This window comes from Candidatus Pelagibacter sp. HIMB1321 (assembly GCF_900177485.1).
Lineage (GTDB): Bacteria > Pseudomonadota > Alphaproteobacteria > Pelagibacterales > Pelagibacteraceae > Pelagibacter.
The window spans coordinates 485,619-503,699 of record NZ_LT840186.1 but is presented as its reverse complement, the minus strand read 5'-3'; the positions used below and the strand labels follow the sequence as shown (position 1 = coordinate 503,699).

Here is an 18,081-nt window from a genome sequence, read left to right as displayed (position 1 = left end):
GACTATTTTATAGTTGAATTAAATAATTATAATTATAAAACCTAGCTCACGGAGAGATGGCTGAGCGGTTGAAAGCACCGGTCTTGAAAACCGGCAAAGGGGCAACTCTTTCCTGGGTTCGAATCCCAGTCTCTCCGCCATCACTTTTTATAAATGTGATTTTTATATAATTTAATCATTTCTTCGTTTGCGTGATCTATTTTTTCTAATTGGTTATTATAAAATTTATATAAAGTGTCATCGTCTATTGATAAGAATTTCTCTAATTCATTAAGTTTATCTAAATCAAAATTATCAATATGAGTTTTTACAAAACTACCAATTAATTTATCCATTTCTTTGGTACCTCTGTACTGGGATCTGTAAATTAATCTTTTTTTTAAGTTTTCTATATCGTTATTCATTAAAAATTTATAATAATATTAAATGGTCAATAATACATATAATTATTTATTATCAGATCTTAAGAAATTAAAAGGTGTTGGCCAAAAAACTTACAACATACTCAAGAAAAAAAAAATTAATAACATCTTTGATTTATTATGGAGATTGCCAAAATCTTACACAGATCGAAGTAAATCTACCAAAATAGAAGATCTTAAAATAGGTGAAGAACAAACAGTTATATTAACACCTTTAAAATATAATTTTCCCAGAATAAGAAATCTCCCCAATAGAATTTACTGCAAAGATGATACTGGCGAATTAGATTGTGTGTTTTTTAATAGTTACGAAGGTTATATTAAAAAAATTTTACCATTAAATAAAGAAGTCACAGTAAGCGGAAAAGTTGGTATTTTTAAAAATAAATATCAAATTACAAATCCAAAATATGTTTCAGAGGATTCAACATTAATTAAAGATAAATATAATAAATATTCCTTGACAGAGGGAATATCTGAAAAAGTTTATAATAAAATTATTAATCAAATTTTGATTAATTTACCTATTTTAGAAGAATGGCATAACAATAAAATACTTAGAAAGTTTGATAATATCTCCTGGAATAAAGCAATAATAGAATTACATAAACCTGACAATGTTGGCAAATACAATTCAAATTTTTATAGAAGACTTGCTTATGATGAAATATTATCGACATTTCTTGCTCATTCTGAAATTAGACAAAATATTAAAAAGATAAAAAAACAAAAAAAATTTTTTGATATAACTCATCAAAATAAAATTTTAGAAAATCTAGATTTTAAACTTACTGGTGATCAAGAAAAAACATTAAATGAAATAAACAATGACCTTCAATCAGATCAAAAAATGTTTCGTTTATTACAAGGTGATGTTGGTAGTGGAAAAACAATTGTAGCTTTATGTGCTGCAATTAATACTGTTAATTCCGGTTTTCAAGTCGCAGTTATGGCACCTACCGAAATTCTTGCAAGACAGCATTTTAATTTTGCAAAAAAAATTTTTGATAAAAAGATTAATCTAGAAATTTTATCCAGTAAATCTGAATATAAAGAAAAAAAAATTATTAAAGAAAAATTAGAAAATAATCAAATAAATATAATTTTTGGTACCCACGCTATATTTCAAAAAAAGATAATATTTAAAAAACTTGGACTTATAATAATTGATGAACAACATAAATTTGGTGTTAATCAAAGAAAAAAACTTTCTGATAAAGGTGGGGATAATTGTGATGTGCTACTAATGTCTGCTACACCAATTCCTAGAACATTAACTATGACTATTTATGGGGATATGGATTTATCAATTATAAAAGAAAAACCCAAGGCAAGAAAAGAAGTAAAAACTTACAGTAAATTAGAAACTAAAATTGATGAAATTTTGAAATTTATTGAAAAGGAAATCAATAATAACAATCAAATTTTCTGGGTGTGTTCTTTAATTGAGGAGTCAAAAAAACTTGATCATACATCTGCTGTTCAAAAATTTGAATATCTTCAAAAAAAATTTCCTAATCAAGTAGCATTACTTCACGGAAAAACTGAGCCTGAAGAAAAAGAGATTATATTGAAAGATTTTTTAAATCAAAAAACCAAAATTTTAGTTTCAACAACAATTATTGAAGTTGGAATTGATTTTCCAAATGCAAATGTAATCATAATTGAAAATGCAAATAAATTTGGTTTATCACAACTTCATCAGTTAAGAGGTAGAGTTGGTAGAGGAGAAAAGCAATCCACCTGTATATTGTTGTTCAAATCATCTTTAACAGAAAATGCCAAAAAAAGGCTTAACATACTAAAATCTTCTACTGATGGATTTGTTATTTCAGAAGAAGATATGAAATTAAGAGGATTTGGTGACATTCTTGGTTTTAAACAAAGTGGGATAAAGATATTTAGATTGGCTGATCCAGTACATAATGAAGATTTATTCAAGTTAGCTGAAATAGAGATTAAAGAAATGGAAAAAAATAATATTTCATTGAATAAATATAGAACATTAATGAAACTTTATGATCAGGCAGATGTTATTAATGATATTATTTAGTTTTCTTTTACAGTGGTACCAGCAGAAACAATAAATTTAGAAGCCTCTTCAAAATTCATATCTAAATAAACAACATCTTTTCTTTCAAACATTAATAGAAATCCACTTGTTGGATTTGGTGTTGTGGGAACAAATACATTTATTAAATGTTTTTTTGTTTTTTTTGATATCTCACCTTTATTTTCTTTTGTTGCAAAACCAACCGCCCAAACTCCTTTTCTTGGATACTGAACTAACACTACACTTTTAGATTTGTTCCGATTTTCTTTTAATGAATTAGACATTTGTTTTACTGCAGACCAGAATGTTCCGAGTAAAGGAATTTTTTTAAATAAATAATCAATAATATTTAAAAATTTTTTACCAAGATAAGATAAAGAAATAAATCCAATAAAAGTTATAATCAAAATTGAGCTAATTATTTCCAATCCAGGTATTTGAAATGGTAAATAAGTATTTGGGTTAATATAATTTGGTAAAATTTTTGATGATGTATTAATCAAAAACTTTGATAACCAAATTGTTACTCCAATTGGAATTAAGACTACAATACCAGTAAAAAAATAATTTCTAATTTTTAGAGAAAATATATAAAACCATAGGCCAGCAATTTCTTTTTTTGAAATAGGTTTTTTATTTTTATTCATAAAATCTTAATGATAACTTGAATAAATTACAAATGCTAAACAGACTATAAATAAAAAGATTAAAATTTTATTATTTAGATTCATATTTAAATATAGTATCAATTTCATTATTAAATGAATAGAAGAAAATTCCTATCATATATAAGTTGCGGTTGTTGCGGATTTGTTTTGAATGCGTGTTCAACAGCACCAATTACAGAAAGACGTCAATTAAAGATCATTCCTGAATCCAAGCTCAATGCTCAAGCAGCTCAAATTTATGAAAAAGTAAAAGAAAAAGAAAAATTAATTGAAGATAGTAAAGATATTAATGAAATTAGAGAGATTGGAAAAAAAATGGAAATAGCTATAGGAGAATATTTTTATAAACAAAAACTGGACGACCCAACAACAAGTTTTGAATGGGAATATATATTAATTGATAATAAAAAAGTTAGAAATGCTTGGTGTATGCCTGGTGGAAAAATAGCTGTTTACACTGGTATGTTAGAAGTAACAAAAAATACTCATGGATTAGCTGCAGTAATGGGACATGAGATTGCTCATGCTGTAGCTAAGCACTCTGTTGAAAGGGCAAGCAGAGGTATGATTTTGAACACTGGAACTCAGCTATTTGATATATTTAGTGGAGGAAAGTTATCACAAGTAAATAGAGTAACGGGTATGAATACAGTTGGTTTAATATCTCAATTAGGTGTTATGAATCCATTTAATAGAAAACAAGAAAGTGAAGCAGATTATTTAGGCATGATTTTTTCATCTCTATCTGGATATGACATTAGGGAAACAGTTAAAATTTGGGAAAGAATGAAAGAGTTTAATAAAGGAAAAGCGCCACCAGAATTTATGAGCACTCACCCATCTGCTGATAATAGAATAAAAAAAATAAATGAGTGGACTAATGAGATAATTTTAGATTATCCACCAATTAAAGTTTAAACTTTAAGTGGTGAGCCGTGATGGACTCGAACCATCGACCCATTCCTTAAAAGGGAATTGCTCTACCAACTGAGCTAACGGCCCACATAATTCAACGAATGAAAATTGTATATACAGAAATATTTTGATAATTCAAACCCGAAATCCCAAAAATTAACTAAATTACAACTTATCTATGTATTTATTGTGAAAATCATCAAATGTACCTTTGATAATATTCTCACGTATAGCATTCATTAATTCTTGATAAAAATTGATATTATGAAGTGTTAACAACATTGAAGCTAATATTTCATTTGTATTGAATAAGTGGTTCAAATAATTTTTAGAATATTTATTCAAGTTTAAATTGTCACATTCTGGATCAAGAGGTGAATTGTCATTTTGGTATTTATTATTTTTTATATTTACACGACCGCCCCAAGTGAAGGCTAAACCTGTCCTGCCAGATCTTGTAGGTAAAACACAGTCAAACATATCTATCCCTCTCTTAACTGCACCTAAAATATCTGATGGCGTTCCAACACCCATGAGGTAATGAGGTTTTTCAGACGGTAAATCTGATTTGATATCATCTAGTACTTTAAACATTTCATCTTGACTTTCGCCAACTGCCAAACCACCTAAAGCATAACCATCAAAACCTATTTTCATAAGTTCCTCTAAAGATTTTAATCTTAAATCTTTAAATAAACCTCCTTGAACTATACCAAATAAAGCTTTGTGTGGATTTTTACCAAAAGCTTTTTTGGATCTTTCTGCCCAATATAATGATAATTCCATTGACTTTTTTATAAGTTCATAATCTGAAGTATTTTTAGGACATTCATCCATAATCATTACAATGTCAGAATTTAAACCTAGTTGAATTCTAATACTTTCCTCAGGACTTAGATAAAATTTTTTACCATCAACGTGGGAATTAAAAATTGCGCCCTTCTCCCTATCAATTTTATTCAATTTAGATAATGACATAACTTGAAATCCACCTGAGTCAGTTAAAATAGGTAAATCACAATTCATAAACTCATGTAGACCACCAGCGCTTTGAATACGCTCTACTCCAGGTCTAATCATTAAATGATAAGTGTTAGATAGAATTATATCTGAACCAGTTTTTTTAATATCTTCAATTCTACATGCTTTAACAGTAGCCTGAGTTCCAACAGGCATAAAAGCAGGTGTTCGAATATTACCCCTGTGGGTTTCCATAATCCCACATCTTGCAAAATTATCTTTATTTAGAATTTTAAAGGCAAAATTTTTTAATGCCATTTAAAAGACTACAACGATTTAAAACTAATAATTTTATCTGGATCTGGCACTGATCCGTTATTACTTTCATCACCTCTTTTAATTTTATCAACAAATTCCATGCCTTCAATAACTTTACCAAAAACAGTGTATTGATTATCTAAAAATGGAGCTGGTTTAAAGCATATAAAAAATTGACTGTTGGCACTATTTGGATCTGACGATCTAGCCATTGAAAGAGTTCCTCTATCATGAGGAAGGTTGTTAAATTCTTGTTTTAAATCTGGAAGATCAGAACCTCCCATGCCTGCTCTTCTTAAATCAAACTTGTCGGAACTTGAATTTCCAAATTGAACGTCGCCAGTTTGAGCCATAAATCCATCTATAACTCTGTGGAATACCACATTGTCATACTTACCACTATCAGCTAGCTCTTTTATTCTATTTACATGGTTTGGGGCAACATCTGGAAATAATTCAATTTTAACATCACCATCTTTTAATTTTAATATCATTAGGTTCTCCTCTGAGATTGATTGATTGGTTAAGATTAATAAAAATAATATTATCTTTATAAAAAATTTATTCATATTTTTCTTTTAGTGATCTAATTGTGCTTTTTGTAGTAAATTTTTTAATATCTCCACCTAGTTTAACTATTTCTTTAACAAATCTTGATGAAATTATTTGATTTTCAACATCAGACATCAAAAAAAGAGTTTCTATATCATTATTTAATTTTCTATTCATACCAGCTAATTGAAATTCATATTCAAAATCAGATACCGCTCTTAATCCTCGTAATATTATATTTGATTTATATTTTTTGCATAAATCGGTTGTTAAAGAAGTAAATGATATAATCATAATTTTTTTCTTATTTAATTTAAGATCTGAAAATAAAGCTTTTTTTACAATTTCAATTCTTTCATTTACATCAAATAAGTATTTTTTATTTTCACCATCTGAAACGGCAACAATTACTTTACTAAATAATTTTAAAGATTTTTTAATAACATCTATATGACCAAAAGTTATTGGGTCAAATGTTCCGGGATATATAGCAACGTTAGACATTAAATAAGATTATCCTCAATTTTTATTGCTGAGACAACTTTTTCATCACCTGTTAATTTAATAATTCTAACACCTTGTGTATTTCTACCGGCAGTTCTAATTTCCTTAACAGCAACTCTTATAACCCTTCCTTTATTGGTTGAGATCATAATTTCATCACCCTCGTAAACAGGAAATGAAGATGATATATTACCGTTTCTAGGAGAATTAATTATTCCTATAATTCCTTTACCACCTCTATTGGTAACTCTATAGTCGTAATGAGAAGTTTTTTTCCCATATCCATTTTCTGTTATAGAAAGTATATATCCTTCACCAGCTTTAATTTCTGCTTTATCATCTTTAGATTTTTTTCCGTTTTTAGAAGTTTTATCATTGTTAATTACTGACAAAGAAACAATTTCATCATTAGGAGCAAGTTCAATGCCTTTAATACCTTTAGATGATCTTCCTTTAAAAATTCTTAATTTTTTAGTTTCAAATCTAATACATTTTCCAAATTTAGTGCTTAAAATTGCATCTTGATCATCTTTACAAATTTTTACACCAACAATTTTATCATTATTATCAAGTTTCATTGCAATTTTACCTGATGCGTTAATAGAAGAAAAATCATCTAAACTATTTTTTCGAACTTTACCTTTAGCAGTTGCAAAAATTATTTGATAGTCATTTAAATTTTCATCTCCTTCTGGAAAAGGCATAATTGAACTTATTGATTGATGGTTTTTTAGGGGAAGAATATTAAATAATGATTTACCTTTGGAAGATGATGATCCTTCAGGAATTTTCCAAGCTTTAATTCTGTAAACTAGCCCTTCAGTTGAAAAAAACAAAACTGATGTATGTGTATCAACAGATAGGGTTTGAACTACTGAATCTTCATTTCTTGTTGTAATTCCAGTCTTTCCTTTACCGCCTCTTTTTTGAGTTTTCACATTATTTAATGAACCACGCTTTATGTAACCCTGCAAAGTTACTGTTATTAAAACTGCTTGTTTTTGGATAGTTTCTTCAATGTCGTAATTCAATACGGCATCAATTATCTTGGTTCTTCTTGGTACAGAAAATTTTTCTTTAATATTTTTCAATTCTTCACTTATTACTTTTAAAAGCTCTTTCTTTGAGGATATTATCTTTTTGTATTTTGCAATAAGTTCAGCTAACTTTTTAATCTCCACTTCAATTTCATTAATCCCAAGAGCAGTTAATTTCTGTAATCTTAGTTCTAGGATCGCTATTACTTGAGGTTCAGATAAACTATAATCACTTTTAGTTTTTTTACCCTCAACCAAAGAAATCATCTTTTGTGATTTATTAATTTTCCATTTAGTACTTAAAATAGATTTTTTAGCATCATCTGGGGTTTTTGAATTTCTTATAATCTTGATTATTTTATCTAGATTTTCAACTGAAACTGATAAACCAATCAAGATATGAGCTCTTTCTTCAGCTTTTTTTAAATCAAACTTAGTTTTTTTAATTACTACATCTTCTCTAAATGTTAAAAAATTTTCTAAAAATTCTTTTAGATTGCAAGTTTTAGGTTTGCCATCAACAATTGCCAAAGTATTAAAACCAAAAGAACTTTCAATTTGAGTATTTTTATAAAGTTGTCTTTTAATTGTTTCTGGCTCAACACCATTCCTTAAATCTATAGAAACTCTAATTCCTTCTCTGTTAGATTCATCTCTTATATCTTTTATACCTTCAATCTTTTTTTCTCTAACTAACTGTGCAATTCTCTCATTTAAAATTGATTTGTTAACTTGATAAGGAATAGAATTTATAATCAATCTTTCTCTTCCATTTTTTTGTGTTTCAATAGAAATTTCACCTCTGATTTTAAAAGAGCCTCTTCCTTTATTATAACCTTGATTAATTATATCTTTTCCTATTATCACTCCGCCAGTTGGAAAATCAGGACCAGGAATATGTTTCATTAATTCTTTGATCTTAATGTCTTTATTTTCTATTAAAGCTAGAGTTCCATCTATAATTTCTCCTAAATTATGTGGAGGGATACTTGTAGCCATACCAACAGCAATTCCTCCTGCACCATTTACCAGTAAGTTTGGATATTGAGCTGGTAAAACTGTTGGCTCTTTTTCAGTTTCATCATAGTTACTTTTATAATCAACTGTGTTTTTTTCTATGTCTTCAATTAAAAATTGAGAAACTTTTGAAAGTCTTGTTTCAGTGTATCTCATAGCTGCTGCTGGATCTCCATCAATTGATCCAAAGTTTCCTTGTCCATCAACCAAAGGTAAACTCATAGAAAAATCTTGTACCATTCTAACTAGCGCATCGTATACAGATTGATCCCCATGAGGATGGTACTTACCAATAACATCTCCAACTATTCTTGCAGATTTTCTGAATTGTTTTGACCAATCGTAACCACCTTTATACATTGCATATAGTATTCTTCTATGAACAGGCTTAAGACCATCTCTAACATCAGGAAGAGCCCTACTAACTATTACACTCATTGCATATGAAAGATATGATGAGCTCATCTCATCATGCATTGAAATGAGTTTTATGTTTTTATCTTTTGAAACTTCAGTTTTGTCCATGAAAACTAGAATGGAATTTCGTCATCCATATCATTTGCAACTTGCGAAGCATCTTCTGGAGCATTTGATGAAGATTGGTTGTTGTCATACTGAATGCCACCTCCAGAATTTCCACCACCTAACATTGTTAAAGATGAGTTGTATCCTTGAATAACAATTTCTGTGGAATATTTATCTTGACCAGATTGTTCATCTTTCCATTTTCGTGTTGCAATTTGACCTTCAACATAAACTTGAGCACCTTTTTTTAAATATTGCTGAACAACGTTAACTAAACCTTCATTGAATACAACTACACGGTGCCATTCAGTTTTTTCTTTTTTTTCGCCTGTATTTTTATCTTTCCAAGATTGACTGGTTGCAAGACTTAGCCTTGCTACACTTTTACCGTTAACCATTTGTTTTATTTCAGGATCTGCGCCTAATCGACCAATTAAAAGAACTTTATTTAAACTTCCAGCCATAATATTTTTTAAATTTGATTGTTATTTGAATTAAATTTATACCACATATTGCTCTGAATATTAATTATATTAATCCATAGCAAGAAAATTTATGATCAAAAAGATAGTTATTAAGGGTGCTAAAGAGCATAATTTAAAAAATGTTTCGCTTGAAATTCCTAAAGATAAATTTGTTGTAATTACAGGTCTATCAGGATCAGGAAAATCATCCCTCGCATTTGATACAGTCTATGCAGAGGGGCAAAGAAGATATGTTGAGAGTTTGTCAGCTTACGCTAGGCAATTCTTAGATAAAATGAAGAAACCCAATGTTGATCTAATAGAAGGTTTAAGCCCTGCGATTTCAATAGAGCAAAAAAATACCTCTAAAAACCCAAGATCTACAGTTGCAACAGTAACAGAGATTTATGATTATATGAGAGTATTATATGCAAGAGCTGGCATACCCTACTCGCCCTTTACAGGTAAACCAATTACATCACAAACGATAACTCAGATAGTTGATAGAATTAAAGAATTACCAAAGAAAGCAACAATATATTTATACGCCCCTGTAGTAAGAGGTAGAAAAGGTGAATATAGAAAAGAAATTTTAAATTATAAAAAAAGAGGTTTTAGAAAAATTAAAATCGATGAAACCTTATACGATATTGAAAATGTTCCTGAACTTAATAAAAAAGTAAAACATGATATTTCAATTTTAGTTGATAGAATTGTTTTAAACTCATCACTTGGAAATAGATTAGCTGAGGGAATAGAAACTGCAGTTAATCTTGCAAATGGATTGATATTTGTTGAATACGAAGACGAAACTTTACCAAAAAAATTTAGAAAAGTTGAAAAATTAATTTTCTCGACCAAATTTGCATGTCCTGAAAGTGGATTTACAATTGAAGAGATTGAGCCAAGATTATTTTCTTTTAACAGTCCTTTTGGAGCTTGTGAAGAATGTGAAGGAATTGGAGTAAAACTAAATGTAGATCCTAATCTCGTAATACCTAATGAAAAAAAGAGCATTGCTGATGGTGCAATTGAACCTTGGGCAAAAACTACAACTTTGTATTATGCTCAAACTTTAGCATCTTTAGCTAAGCATTATGATTTTTCATTGGAAGAAAAATGGAGCAAATTATCAAAAAAAATTAAAGATGTAATACTCTATGGATCAGATGATGAAGAAATTAAATTTTCTTATGATGATGGTTATGAAAAATACTCTCATAAAAAAACATTTGAAGGAGTAATAAACAATTTAGAAAGAAGATATTTAGAAACTGATAGTGATTGGAAAAGAGAAGAAATAGCCCAATATCAATCTGACACTAAATGTGAAAGATGTAATGGTTATAGGCTAAAGGATGAAGCTTTATGTGTAAAAATTGATGGGCTCCACATTAGTGAAGTTACTGAAAAATCAATTTTAGACGCAGCTACATGGTTTAAAAATTTGAATAATAAATTGGATAAAAGACAAATTAAAATTGCAGAACATATCTTAAAAGAAATCAATGAAAGATTAACTTTTCTATTAAATGTTGGATTAGATTATCTAACACTCTCCAGGGAGTCTGGAACTTTATCTGGAGGAGAAGCTCAGAGAATAAGATTAGCATCACAAATAGGTTCAGGATTAACAGGAGTTTTGTATGTTCTTGATGAACCTTCAATAGGTTTGCATCAAAAAGATAATGTTAAACTTATAAGTGCTCTGAAAAGATTAAGAGATTTAGGCAACACTGTTATTGTTGTTGAACATGATACAGAGACAATGGAAAACGCAGATCATATAATTGATCTTGGTCCAGAAGCTGGTAATAAAGGTGGAGAAGTAGTAGCACAAGGCTCTTTTAAAGAAATTTGCAACAACAAAGATAGTATTACAGGAAAGTATTTATCAAATAAATTTAAAATTAATGTGCCTACAAAAAGGAGATTGGCAAAAAATGGTAGATTTTTAGAAATAACAGGAGCAACTGGAAATAATTTAGATAATGTAAATTTAAGAATACCACTTGGAAGTTTAACTTGTGTTACTGGTGTTTCAGGATCTGGAAAATCAACACTAGTTTTACAAACTTTATATAATGCATTGAACTTGACTTTAAACAACAACAAGTCACGTAAGATTCCAAAACCATTTAAGGGATTTAAGGGAACAGAATTAGTTGATAAAATTATTGATATCGACCAATCTCCAATTGGAAGAACACCAAGATCAAATCCAGCAACATATACAGGAGCTTTTGGCCCCATAAGAGATTGGTTTACCGCCCTACCAGAATCCAAAACTAGAGGTTATAAGCCTGGTCGTTTCTCGTTTAATGTTAAAGGTGGAAGATGTGAAGCTTGCGAAGGAGATGGTGTGATAACTTATGAAATGCATTTTTTACCTGACGTTTATATTCAATGTGATGAATGCAAAGGCACAAGATATAATCGAGAAACATTAGAAATTAAATTTAAAGATAAAAGCATTGCAGATGTTTTGAATATGACTGTAGATGAAGGTTGTGAATATTTTGAGAATATTTCTAATATTAAATCAAAACTATTAACGCTCAAAAAAGTGGGACTTGGATACATTAAAATTGGACAGCAGGCTACCACACTTTCAGGTGGGGAAGCTCAACGTATTAAATTGGCTAAAGAATTGTCAAAAAGATCAACTGGACGAACGATGTATATCTTAGATGAACCAACTACCGGTTTGCATCAACATGATATTAAAAAACTTTTGGAAATTCTCCATACATTCGTTGCATTAGGAAACACAGTTGTTGTTATTGAACATAATCTTGATGTTATTAAAACAGCAGATTATATTGTTGATATGGGCCCTGAAGGGGGTGTTAAAGGGGGTAAAATTATTGCCGAAGGAAAACCCGAGGAAATTTGCAAAGTTAAAAATAGTTATACTGGTCAATTCTTAAAACCACTTTTAAATTGATTTTAAATTTACTAAAATTGATGTATAAATCCTATGAATCATGAGTAATTTACTTTCATCTTTATCTAAAACAGTTCATGCTTCAGTAATTTTAGCTATTGTGCTGTTTTTGGGTTTGTTTTACCAAAATAATGGTTTTGTTTTTGATGTAACTTTTTATAGCTGGCTTGCAAGATATACCCATGTTGTAGTTGGAATAATGTGGATTGGTCTACTTTGGTATTTCAATTTTGTTCAAATTCCTAACATGGCTAAGATTCCAGATGAACAAAAACCAGCAATTGGCAAAGTTATAGCTCCAGCAGCATTGTTTTATTTTAGATGGGGTGCAGCTTTAACAGTTTTATCAGGACTAATACTTGCATATTTAAATGGGTATTTACACGATGCTATGACATTAAGTCTTGGTTCAGGAATACCTAAACACACTGCAATTGGAATTGGTATGTGGTTAGCAATAATTATGGCAATTAACGTTTGGTTTGTAATTTGGCCAAATCAAAAAAGAGCTTTAGGTATTGTTGAGTGTGATGCTGATTTAAAAGCAAAATCTGCAAAAACTGCAATGTTATTTTCAAGAACAAATACGTTATTATCGCTTCCAATGTTATTAACAATGGTAGCAGCTCAAAACTTATATTAGATTTTCTCTTCTTCTTTAAGAATTGTTTTTTGCGAGACATTCAATCTAACAAGTATTGTGTTTGCAATATATATTGAGGAATACGTTCCGAATATAACCCCAAAAATCATTGCAAGAGAAAATCCTTTAAGGATTTCACCTCCAAAAAAGAATATAGCAAATAATGCTAATAATGTTGTGATAGAAGTGATTAATGTTCTAGACAATGTTTCATTAATTGAAATGTTTGTTAATTCAAAAATTTTAATATCAGAATATTTTCGTAAATTTTCTCTAACCCTATCAAAAATAACAACTGTATCATTCATAGAATATCCAACAATTGTAAGTACGGCAGCAATAATTGATAAATTTATTTCTAAACTTAATAACGAAAATAAGCCTAAAGTAATAATTACATCATGAGATAAAGCTATAATTGCTCCCAAACTAAACTGCCATTCAAATCTTATCCAGATATAAATTAGCATTAAAGCTAAAGAAACACTTATTGCAATAATCCCTGATTTTAGTAATTCAGCACTTACTTTTGGTCCAACATTTTCTACTCTACGAAAATCAAAATTATTACCAAAAGATTTATCTAAATTAGATTTTATTTCCTCAACAATATTCTTGACATTATTTTTGTTTTCAAATTTTATTAGATAATCTTGATCGTTACCAAATCTTTTTACAGATACATCACCAAGATCCATCTGGTTTAAATTATCTCTTAAACTAGAAACATTTATTTTTTTATCTGAAGATCTTAATTCAATTAAAGTTCCACCTTTAAAATCTATACCAAAATTTAACCCTTTAAAGATAAGCAATCCTAATGAAATTAGGACTAATAGAGCTGAAATTATATTAAACTGTGTGTAAAATTTGTTAAATCTTATCATTATATTAAAGCCTCTTTATCTTTGTTTCTAGAAACATAAATAGCCGTTAATAATCTTGCTATAAAATAAACAGAAAATAATGTTGTAAATATTCCAACACCTAATGTAACTGAAAAACCTTTTATAGGTCCTGATCCCATAAAAAATAGAATAATGGCTGCTAATAGAGTTGTTATATTAGCATCTAGTATTGCTGTTCTTGATTTTGTATAACCACTATCAAAAGCAATAATATTATTATTTTCATTTTTCAGCTCTTCTTTAATTCTCTCAAATATCAAAACATTTGCATCAACTGCCATTCCAACTGTTAATATAATTCCTGCAATACCAGGTAACGTTAAAGTTGCTTCAAATAAAGTAAGAACGCCAAGAAGGATTATCAAATTAATAATTAAAGTAAGATTGGTTATTAAACCAAATATTTTATATTTAAAAAATATATAGAAAATTACTAATAAAAAACCTATTAAGAGTGCAATCATTCCTGCATTTATAGAGTCTTGCCCTAAATCAGGACCAACAGTTCTTTCCTCAATGATATTTAATGGTGCAGGTAAGGCTCCAGATCGTAATAATAAAGCTAAATCTGTTGCAGATTGGAAAGTAAAACCACCACTTATTTGTCCGTTACCACTAGCTATCGTATCTCTTATAACTGGGGCACTAATAATTTTACCATCTAAAACTATCGCTAATTGTCTTCCTATATTAGATGAAGTCGCTTTACCAAATCTTTTTGCTCCCACTCTATCCAGTGTAAATGAAACTACAGTTTCATTAGTTTGATTATTCATCCGAGGCTGAGCATCAAGTAAATTTTCGCCACTTAAAATAATTCTTTTACTAACAAAGTCTTCACTTGAACCATCTTCATATTCAAGTTTTTCAACACCAAATGAATCTTGATTGTCATTCGAAACAAATCTAAATGTTAAATTAGCAGTTTTACCTAACAGAGATTTTATTCTCATAGGATCATCCAAGCCTGGTAACTCAACTAAAACTCTATCATTCCCTCTTTTTAGAATATTTGGTTCATTAGTACCAATTTCATCAATTCTTCTTCTAATTATTTCTAACGCTTGATCTTGAGAGGATGTTTTAAGTTCAACAAGACCTTGATTAGAAAAACTAAGTTCAAGTTTATCTCCAACCTCATTAATATCAAACTGATGAGATTTAAATACAGGATAATATGGATTGATATCACTATTTTCACTTCTGAATTCATCAATTACTTGTTGTTTGAATTGATCCTCTACAGAAAAACTTAATTTTTGATTATTTAAATCTATATTAGCAATACGAATATTCTTTTCTTTAAAAAAAGATCTAACTAGTGTTGCGGTATTTTGTAATTTCTGCTCTATAACTGGAGCATTATCTATTTCAAGCAAGAGATAGGAACCACCTTGTAAATCAAGACCTAAGTTAATCTTCTTGTCTATAAATCTGTTATCTGAACTGAGTATATTATTTGATGTAATAGTAATAAAAAATAAAACAAATAAAGATACTAATATAATTCTTAACTTAGAAAAATATAACATCCCTTCAAAAATGATTTAGCTTATTTTTTTACTTCAACGTTATTAAGTAAACCTTGAATTCCAGTTGCTTTTACAATTTCAACTTTGACATTTTCTGCAATTTCAACTTCTACTTTGTCATTATCGATAATTCTTTCAACTGTTCCAGTGATACCACCAGATGTAATAACCTTGTCACCTCTTTTAAGACTTTCTACCATCGTTTTATGTTCTTTAACTTTTTTTTGTTGAGGTCTGATAAGAAAAAAATAAAAAATTACAAAAATTAAAATTAATGGGATAAACTGACCTATTCCTGAACCTTCCATAAAACTCCTTTATTATTGTTGTCTGTTTATACTAGTTAAGAAATTAAAACAACTTTAATTAGGTGCAATCTTTTCTAAATTGTTCATGTACGGTCTTAATTTTTCAGGAATAAGAATTGAGCCATCATTCTGTTGATAATTTTCCATTACAGCAATTAAAGTTCGTCCTACTGCTAATCCACTACCATTTAGTGTTCCGACATGAAGTGTTTCATTTTTTTGATTTTTATATCTAGTTTTCATTCTAGTTGCTTGAAATGTGGAGCAAGATGAACATGATGAAATTTCACGATATTTTTCCTCTGATGGTAGCCAAACTTCAATATCATAAGTTTTTTCAGCACTAAAACCCATATCACCACTACATAAAATTACTTTTCTATAAGGCAAGCCGAGATCATCTAGAATTCCTGTTGCGCAATTAGTCATTCTTTCAAGTTCATCTAAACATTTATCGTTCTCAACAATGCTAACCAGTTCAACTTTATAGAATTGGTGTTGTCTAATCATGCCTTTAGTGTCTTTGCCGTAACTACCAGCTTCTTTTCGAAAACAAGGAGTAGATGCAACAAATCTCAAAGGTAATTGTTTTAAATCTACAATCTTATCTTTTACAATATTAGTCAGAATAACTTCTGCTGTGGGGATTAAAAATTTACGATCAGATGCTTCATCAAACTTAATTTCAAATTGATCATTTTCAAATTTAGGTAATTGACCAGTACCATACATTGTATTTTCAGAAGCAATAAGTGGAGGTGAAATTTCTTTATAACCATTAGCTAAAACATGTTTGTCTAACATAAAATTTGATAACGCTCTTTCTAGTAAGGCTAATTTATCTTTAACAAATACAAATCTTGATCCAGTAGTTTTTGTTGCAAGATCAAAATCAAGCATATTAAGTTTTTCACCTAATTCATAATGTGTCTTAGGCTTAAAATCAAAACTTGAAATTTCTCCAGATTTGGAAATTTCAACATTATCGTTTTCATCTGTACCAATTGGTACATCCTTATGAGGTATATTTGGAATACTGGATAATATTGTGTCTAATTCTGATTTGATCTGTTTTTGTTCATTAGAGATAGCATATAATTCTTTTGATATTTCTTTAGATCTTTTAAAAAGGCTTTCATCTTTTGATTTAGAAATATCTTTTTTTTCACTTTCTAAAGATTCTTTTTTTTGAATAAGTTTTCTATTATTTTCATCTAATTTCTTAATTTCATCAATATTAACTTCAATATTTCTAACCTTTAATTGATTTTTAAAATTTTCAAAATCAGTTCTTATTTCTTTGATATTATGCATCTTCGTTTTCTAAATTTTTATTTTCAATAAATTTTACAGAAAAAATAGATAATTCATATAATATTAATAATGGCACAGCTAAACCAATTTGCGTGATTGGATCTGGGGGTGTCAATAAGGCAGCAGCTGCAAAAATTATTACTACAACATATTTTCTTCTTGTTTTTAGAAAATGAGAGTCCACTACCCCAACTCTTGCAAGCAAACTCAAAACAACAGGTAATTGGAAACTTATTCCAAAAGCAAAGATTAATTTCATAACCAAAGATAAATATTCATTAACCTTAGCCTCAAGTTGAATTGGTAAATTTGTTGATAAGCCAGAACTTTCAAAAGATAAAAAAAACTTGATAGCAAGTGGCATGATTAAATAATAAACAAGCATACCACCAAGAAAAAATAGGATGGGTGTTAATACTAAATAAGGAAGAATTGCTGTTTTTTCATGTTTGTATAAACCTGGAGCAATAAATTTCCAAATTTGCATAAGTATAAAGGGACAAGTTACAAAAAATGCAGCAAAAAAAGATACTTTTAAATAAGTTAAAAATGTTTCCTGTAAAGCTGTGAATATTAACCGTCTTTCGGTCCCATCGTCTCTTACTGCCTTTGCATAAGGTTCTACTAAGAAACCATATAAATGTTCAGCAAATACATAGCATCCAATAAAAAAAATTATCAAAAAAATAAAACTATGAATTAATCTTTTTCTTAACTCAGCTAAATGACTAACAAAACCACCTTCTTGATCTTCGTTATGCATTTTTATTTTCTTCTTTATTATCTTCTTTTTTGATTTCTGCTTTCTGGATACTGTTATCCTCTAAATCAATATTTGAAACTTCACTTTGAATATTATTAATATATTTTTTTGTAGTTCCAATCCATGAACCAACTTTTTTTAACATAATTGGAAAATCTTTTGGTCCTAAAACGATAATAGCAATCGCAACAACTATCAAAATCTCAAACCAACCAATAGTAGGCATGTGAT

The 18,081-nt window shown here is 28.9% G+C and carries 17 protein-coding genes and 2 tRNA genes; 5 read left to right on the top strand and 14 right to left on the bottom strand.

Annotation, left to right across the window (positions count from 1 at the left end):
* The first annotated feature begins 50 nt into the window (after positions 1-50).
* A tRNA-Ser gene (locus tag B9N70_RS02700) sits at positions 51-140 on the top strand.
* On the opposite strand, the gene B9N70_RS02695 is transcribed toward B9N70_RS02700, so the two are convergent.
* A complete protein-coding gene (locus tag B9N70_RS02695; protein ID WP_085114269.1) occupies positions 141-404 on the bottom strand; it encodes a succinate dehydrogenase assembly factor 2 in 264 nt (87 codons plus the stop codon).
* A gap of 22 nt (positions 405-426) precedes the next feature.
* Here B9N70_RS02695 and recG point away from each other — a divergent pair, with 22 nt between their 5' ends.
* On the top strand, positions 427-2,475 hold the full coding sequence (gene recG / locus B9N70_RS02690; protein ID WP_085114268.1) for an ATP-dependent DNA helicase RecG: 2,049 nt from the start codon (positions 427-429) through the stop codon (positions 2,473-2,475).
* Here recG and B9N70_RS02685 read toward each other — a convergent pair.
* Complete coding sequence (locus B9N70_RS02685; RefSeq protein WP_085114267.1) at positions 2,472-3,122, bottom strand: DUF502 domain-containing protein; 651 nt, start codon at positions 3,120-3,122, stop codon at positions 2,472-2,474. The genes recG and B9N70_RS02685 overlap by 4 nt on opposite strands.
* Positions 3,123-3,236: 114 nt before the next feature.
* Here B9N70_RS02685 and B9N70_RS02680 point away from each other — a divergent pair, with 114 nt between their 5' ends.
* Positions 3,237-4,061, top strand: coding sequence for a M48 family metallopeptidase (locus tag B9N70_RS02680; protein WP_085114266.1), 825 nt, complete (start codon positions 3,237-3,239; stop codon positions 4,059-4,061).
* A gap of 8 nt (positions 4,062-4,069) precedes the next feature.
* Here the strand turns inward: B9N70_RS02680 and B9N70_RS02675 are convergent.
* The 6 genes from B9N70_RS02675 to ssb all read right to left on the bottom strand — a co-directional run bounded on the left by B9N70_RS02675 (position 4,070) and on the right by ssb (position 9,435).
* Positions 4,070-4,145 (bottom strand) — tRNA-Lys (locus tag B9N70_RS02675).
* 78 nt (positions 4,146-4,223) lie between these two features.
* Positions 4,224-5,336 (bottom strand): tRNA guanosine(34) transglycosylase Tgt, encoded by a 1,113-nt coding sequence (gene tgt / locus B9N70_RS02670; protein WP_085114265.1) that lies wholly within the window; start codon positions 5,334-5,336, stop codon positions 4,224-4,226.
* Between the two features lie 8 nt (positions 5,337-5,344).
* Positions 5,345-5,905, bottom strand: a complete 561-nt coding sequence (locus tag B9N70_RS02665; protein WP_085114264.1) for a peptidylprolyl isomerase — start codon at positions 5,903-5,905, stop codon at positions 5,345-5,347.
* Positions 5,898-6,392 carry a pantetheine-phosphate adenylyltransferase gene (gene coaD, locus B9N70_RS02660; protein ID WP_085114263.1) on the bottom strand — a complete coding sequence of 165 codons (495 nt, stop codon included), beginning with the start codon at positions 6,390-6,392 and terminating at the stop codon, positions 5,898-5,900. Before coaD ends, B9N70_RS02665 begins: the two co-directional genes overlap by 8 nt.
* Entirely contained in the window at positions 6,392-8,971 is a 2,580-nt protein-coding gene (gene gyrA / locus B9N70_RS02655; protein ID WP_085114262.1) for a DNA gyrase subunit A, read from the bottom strand. The genes coaD and gyrA overlap by 1 nt, the downstream gene beginning before the upstream one ends.
* Positions 8,972-8,976: 5 nt before the next feature.
* On the bottom strand, positions 8,977-9,435 hold the full coding sequence (gene ssb, locus B9N70_RS02650) for a single-stranded DNA-binding protein (protein ID WP_085114261.1): 459 nt from the start codon (positions 9,433-9,435) through the stop codon (positions 8,977-8,979).
* A gap of 91 nt (positions 9,436-9,526) precedes the next feature.
* Between ssb and uvrA the strand changes: the two genes are divergently transcribed.
* Positions 9,527-12,382 carry an excinuclease ABC subunit UvrA gene (uvrA, locus tag B9N70_RS02645; RefSeq protein WP_085114260.1) on the top strand — a complete coding sequence of 952 codons (2,856 nt, stop codon included), beginning with the start codon at positions 9,527-9,529 and terminating at the stop codon, positions 12,380-12,382.
* Positions 12,383-12,422: 40 nt separating this feature from the next.
* Positions 12,423-13,025, top strand: a complete 603-nt coding sequence (locus B9N70_RS02640) for a urate hydroxylase PuuD (protein ID WP_085114259.1) — start codon at positions 12,423-12,425, stop codon at positions 13,023-13,025.
* Here the strand turns inward: B9N70_RS02640 and secF are convergent.
* Genes secF through tatB form a run of 6 tightly spaced genes read right to left on the bottom strand, consistent with a single transcriptional unit; the run spans position 13,022 to position 18,076 of the window.
* Positions 13,022-13,912 (bottom strand): protein translocase subunit SecF, encoded by an 891-nt coding sequence (gene secF / locus B9N70_RS02635; RefSeq protein ID WP_085114258.1) that lies wholly within the window; start codon positions 13,910-13,912, stop codon positions 13,022-13,024. The two genes, B9N70_RS02640 and secF, sit on opposite strands and share 4 nt — an antisense overlap.
* A complete protein-coding gene (gene secD / locus B9N70_RS02630; protein ID WP_085114257.1) occupies positions 13,912-15,465 on the bottom strand; it encodes a protein translocase subunit SecD in 1,554 nt (517 codons plus the stop codon). The genes secF and secD overlap by 1 nt, the downstream gene beginning before the upstream one ends.
* 20 nt (positions 15,466-15,485) lie before the next feature.
* The gene (gene yajC / locus B9N70_RS02625; RefSeq protein ID WP_085114256.1) at positions 15,486-15,773 is read right to left on the bottom strand and encodes a preprotein translocase subunit YajC; all 288 of its coding nucleotides are present in this window, start codon (positions 15,771-15,773) and stop codon (positions 15,486-15,488) included.
* A 54-nt stretch (positions 15,774-15,827) separates the two neighbouring features.
* Positions 15,828-17,087: a serine--tRNA ligase gene (gene serS, locus B9N70_RS02620; RefSeq protein WP_085114255.1), complete on the bottom strand. Its 1,260-nt coding sequence runs from the start codon at positions 17,085-17,087 to the stop codon at positions 15,828-15,830.
* On the bottom strand, positions 17,080-17,850 hold the full coding sequence (gene tatC / locus B9N70_RS02615; protein WP_085114254.1) for a twin-arginine translocase subunit TatC: 771 nt from the start codon (positions 17,848-17,850) through the stop codon (positions 17,080-17,082). Before tatC ends, serS begins: the two co-directional genes overlap by 8 nt.
* Positions 17,843-18,076 carry a Sec-independent protein translocase protein TatB gene (gene tatB, locus B9N70_RS02610; RefSeq protein WP_085114253.1) on the bottom strand — a complete coding sequence of 78 codons (234 nt, stop codon included), beginning with the start codon at positions 18,074-18,076 and terminating at the stop codon, positions 17,843-17,845. The genes tatC and tatB overlap by 8 nt, the downstream gene beginning before the upstream one ends.
* Between the last annotated feature and the right edge of the window lie 5 nt (positions 18,077-18,081).

Coding starts and splice junctions, on each gene's coding strand:
- B9N70_RS02695 (WP_085114269.1), bottom strand. CDS start 404: ATGAATAACGATATAGAAAACTTAAAAAAAAGATTAATTTACAGATCC.
- recG (WP_085114268.1), top strand. CDS start 427: ATGGTCAATAATACATATAATTATTTATTATCAGATCTTAAGAAATTA.
- B9N70_RS02685 (WP_085114267.1), bottom strand. CDS start 3,122: ATGAATAAAAATAAAAAACCTATTTCAAAAAAAGAAATTGCTGGCCTA.
- B9N70_RS02680 (WP_085114266.1), top strand. CDS start 3,237: ATGAATAGAAGAAAATTCCTATCATATATAAGTTGCGGTTGTTGCGGA.
- tgt (WP_085114265.1), bottom strand. CDS start 5,336: ATGGCATTAAAAAATTTTGCCTTTAAAATTCTAAATAAAGATAATTTT.
- B9N70_RS02665 (WP_085114264.1), bottom strand. CDS start 5,905: ATGAATAAATTTTTTATAAAGATAATATTATTTTTATTAATCTTAACC.
- coaD (WP_085114263.1), bottom strand. CDS start 6,392: ATGTCTAACGTTGCTATATATCCCGGAACATTTGACCCAATAACTTTT.
- gyrA (WP_085114262.1), bottom strand. CDS start 8,971: ATGGACAAAACTGAAGTTTCAAAAGATAAAAACATAAAACTCATTTCA.
- ssb (WP_085114261.1), bottom strand. CDS start 9,435: ATGGCTGGAAGTTTAAATAAAGTTCTTTTAATTGGTCGATTAGGCGCA.
- uvrA (WP_085114260.1), top strand. CDS start 9,527: ATGATCAAAAAGATAGTTATTAAGGGTGCTAAAGAGCATAATTTAAAA.
- B9N70_RS02640 (WP_085114259.1), top strand. CDS start 12,423: ATGAGTAATTTACTTTCATCTTTATCTAAAACAGTTCATGCTTCAGTA.
- secF (WP_085114258.1), bottom strand. CDS start 13,912: ATGATAAGATTTAACAAATTTTACACACAGTTTAATATAATTTCAGCT.
- secD (WP_085114257.1), bottom strand. CDS start 15,465: ATGTTATATTTTTCTAAGTTAAGAATTATATTAGTATCTTTATTTGTT.
- yajC (WP_085114256.1), bottom strand. CDS start 15,773: ATGGAAGGTTCAGGAATAGGTCAGTTTATCCCATTAATTTTAATTTTT.
- serS (WP_085114255.1), bottom strand. CDS start 17,087: ATGCATAATATCAAAGAAATAAGAACTGATTTTGAAAATTTTAAAAAT.
- tatC (WP_085114254.1), bottom strand. CDS start 17,850: ATGCATAACGAAGATCAAGAAGGTGGTTTTGTTAGTCATTTAGCTGAG.
- tatB (WP_085114253.1), bottom strand. CDS start 18,076: ATGCCTACTATTGGTTGGTTTGAGATTTTGATAGTTGTTGCGATTGCT.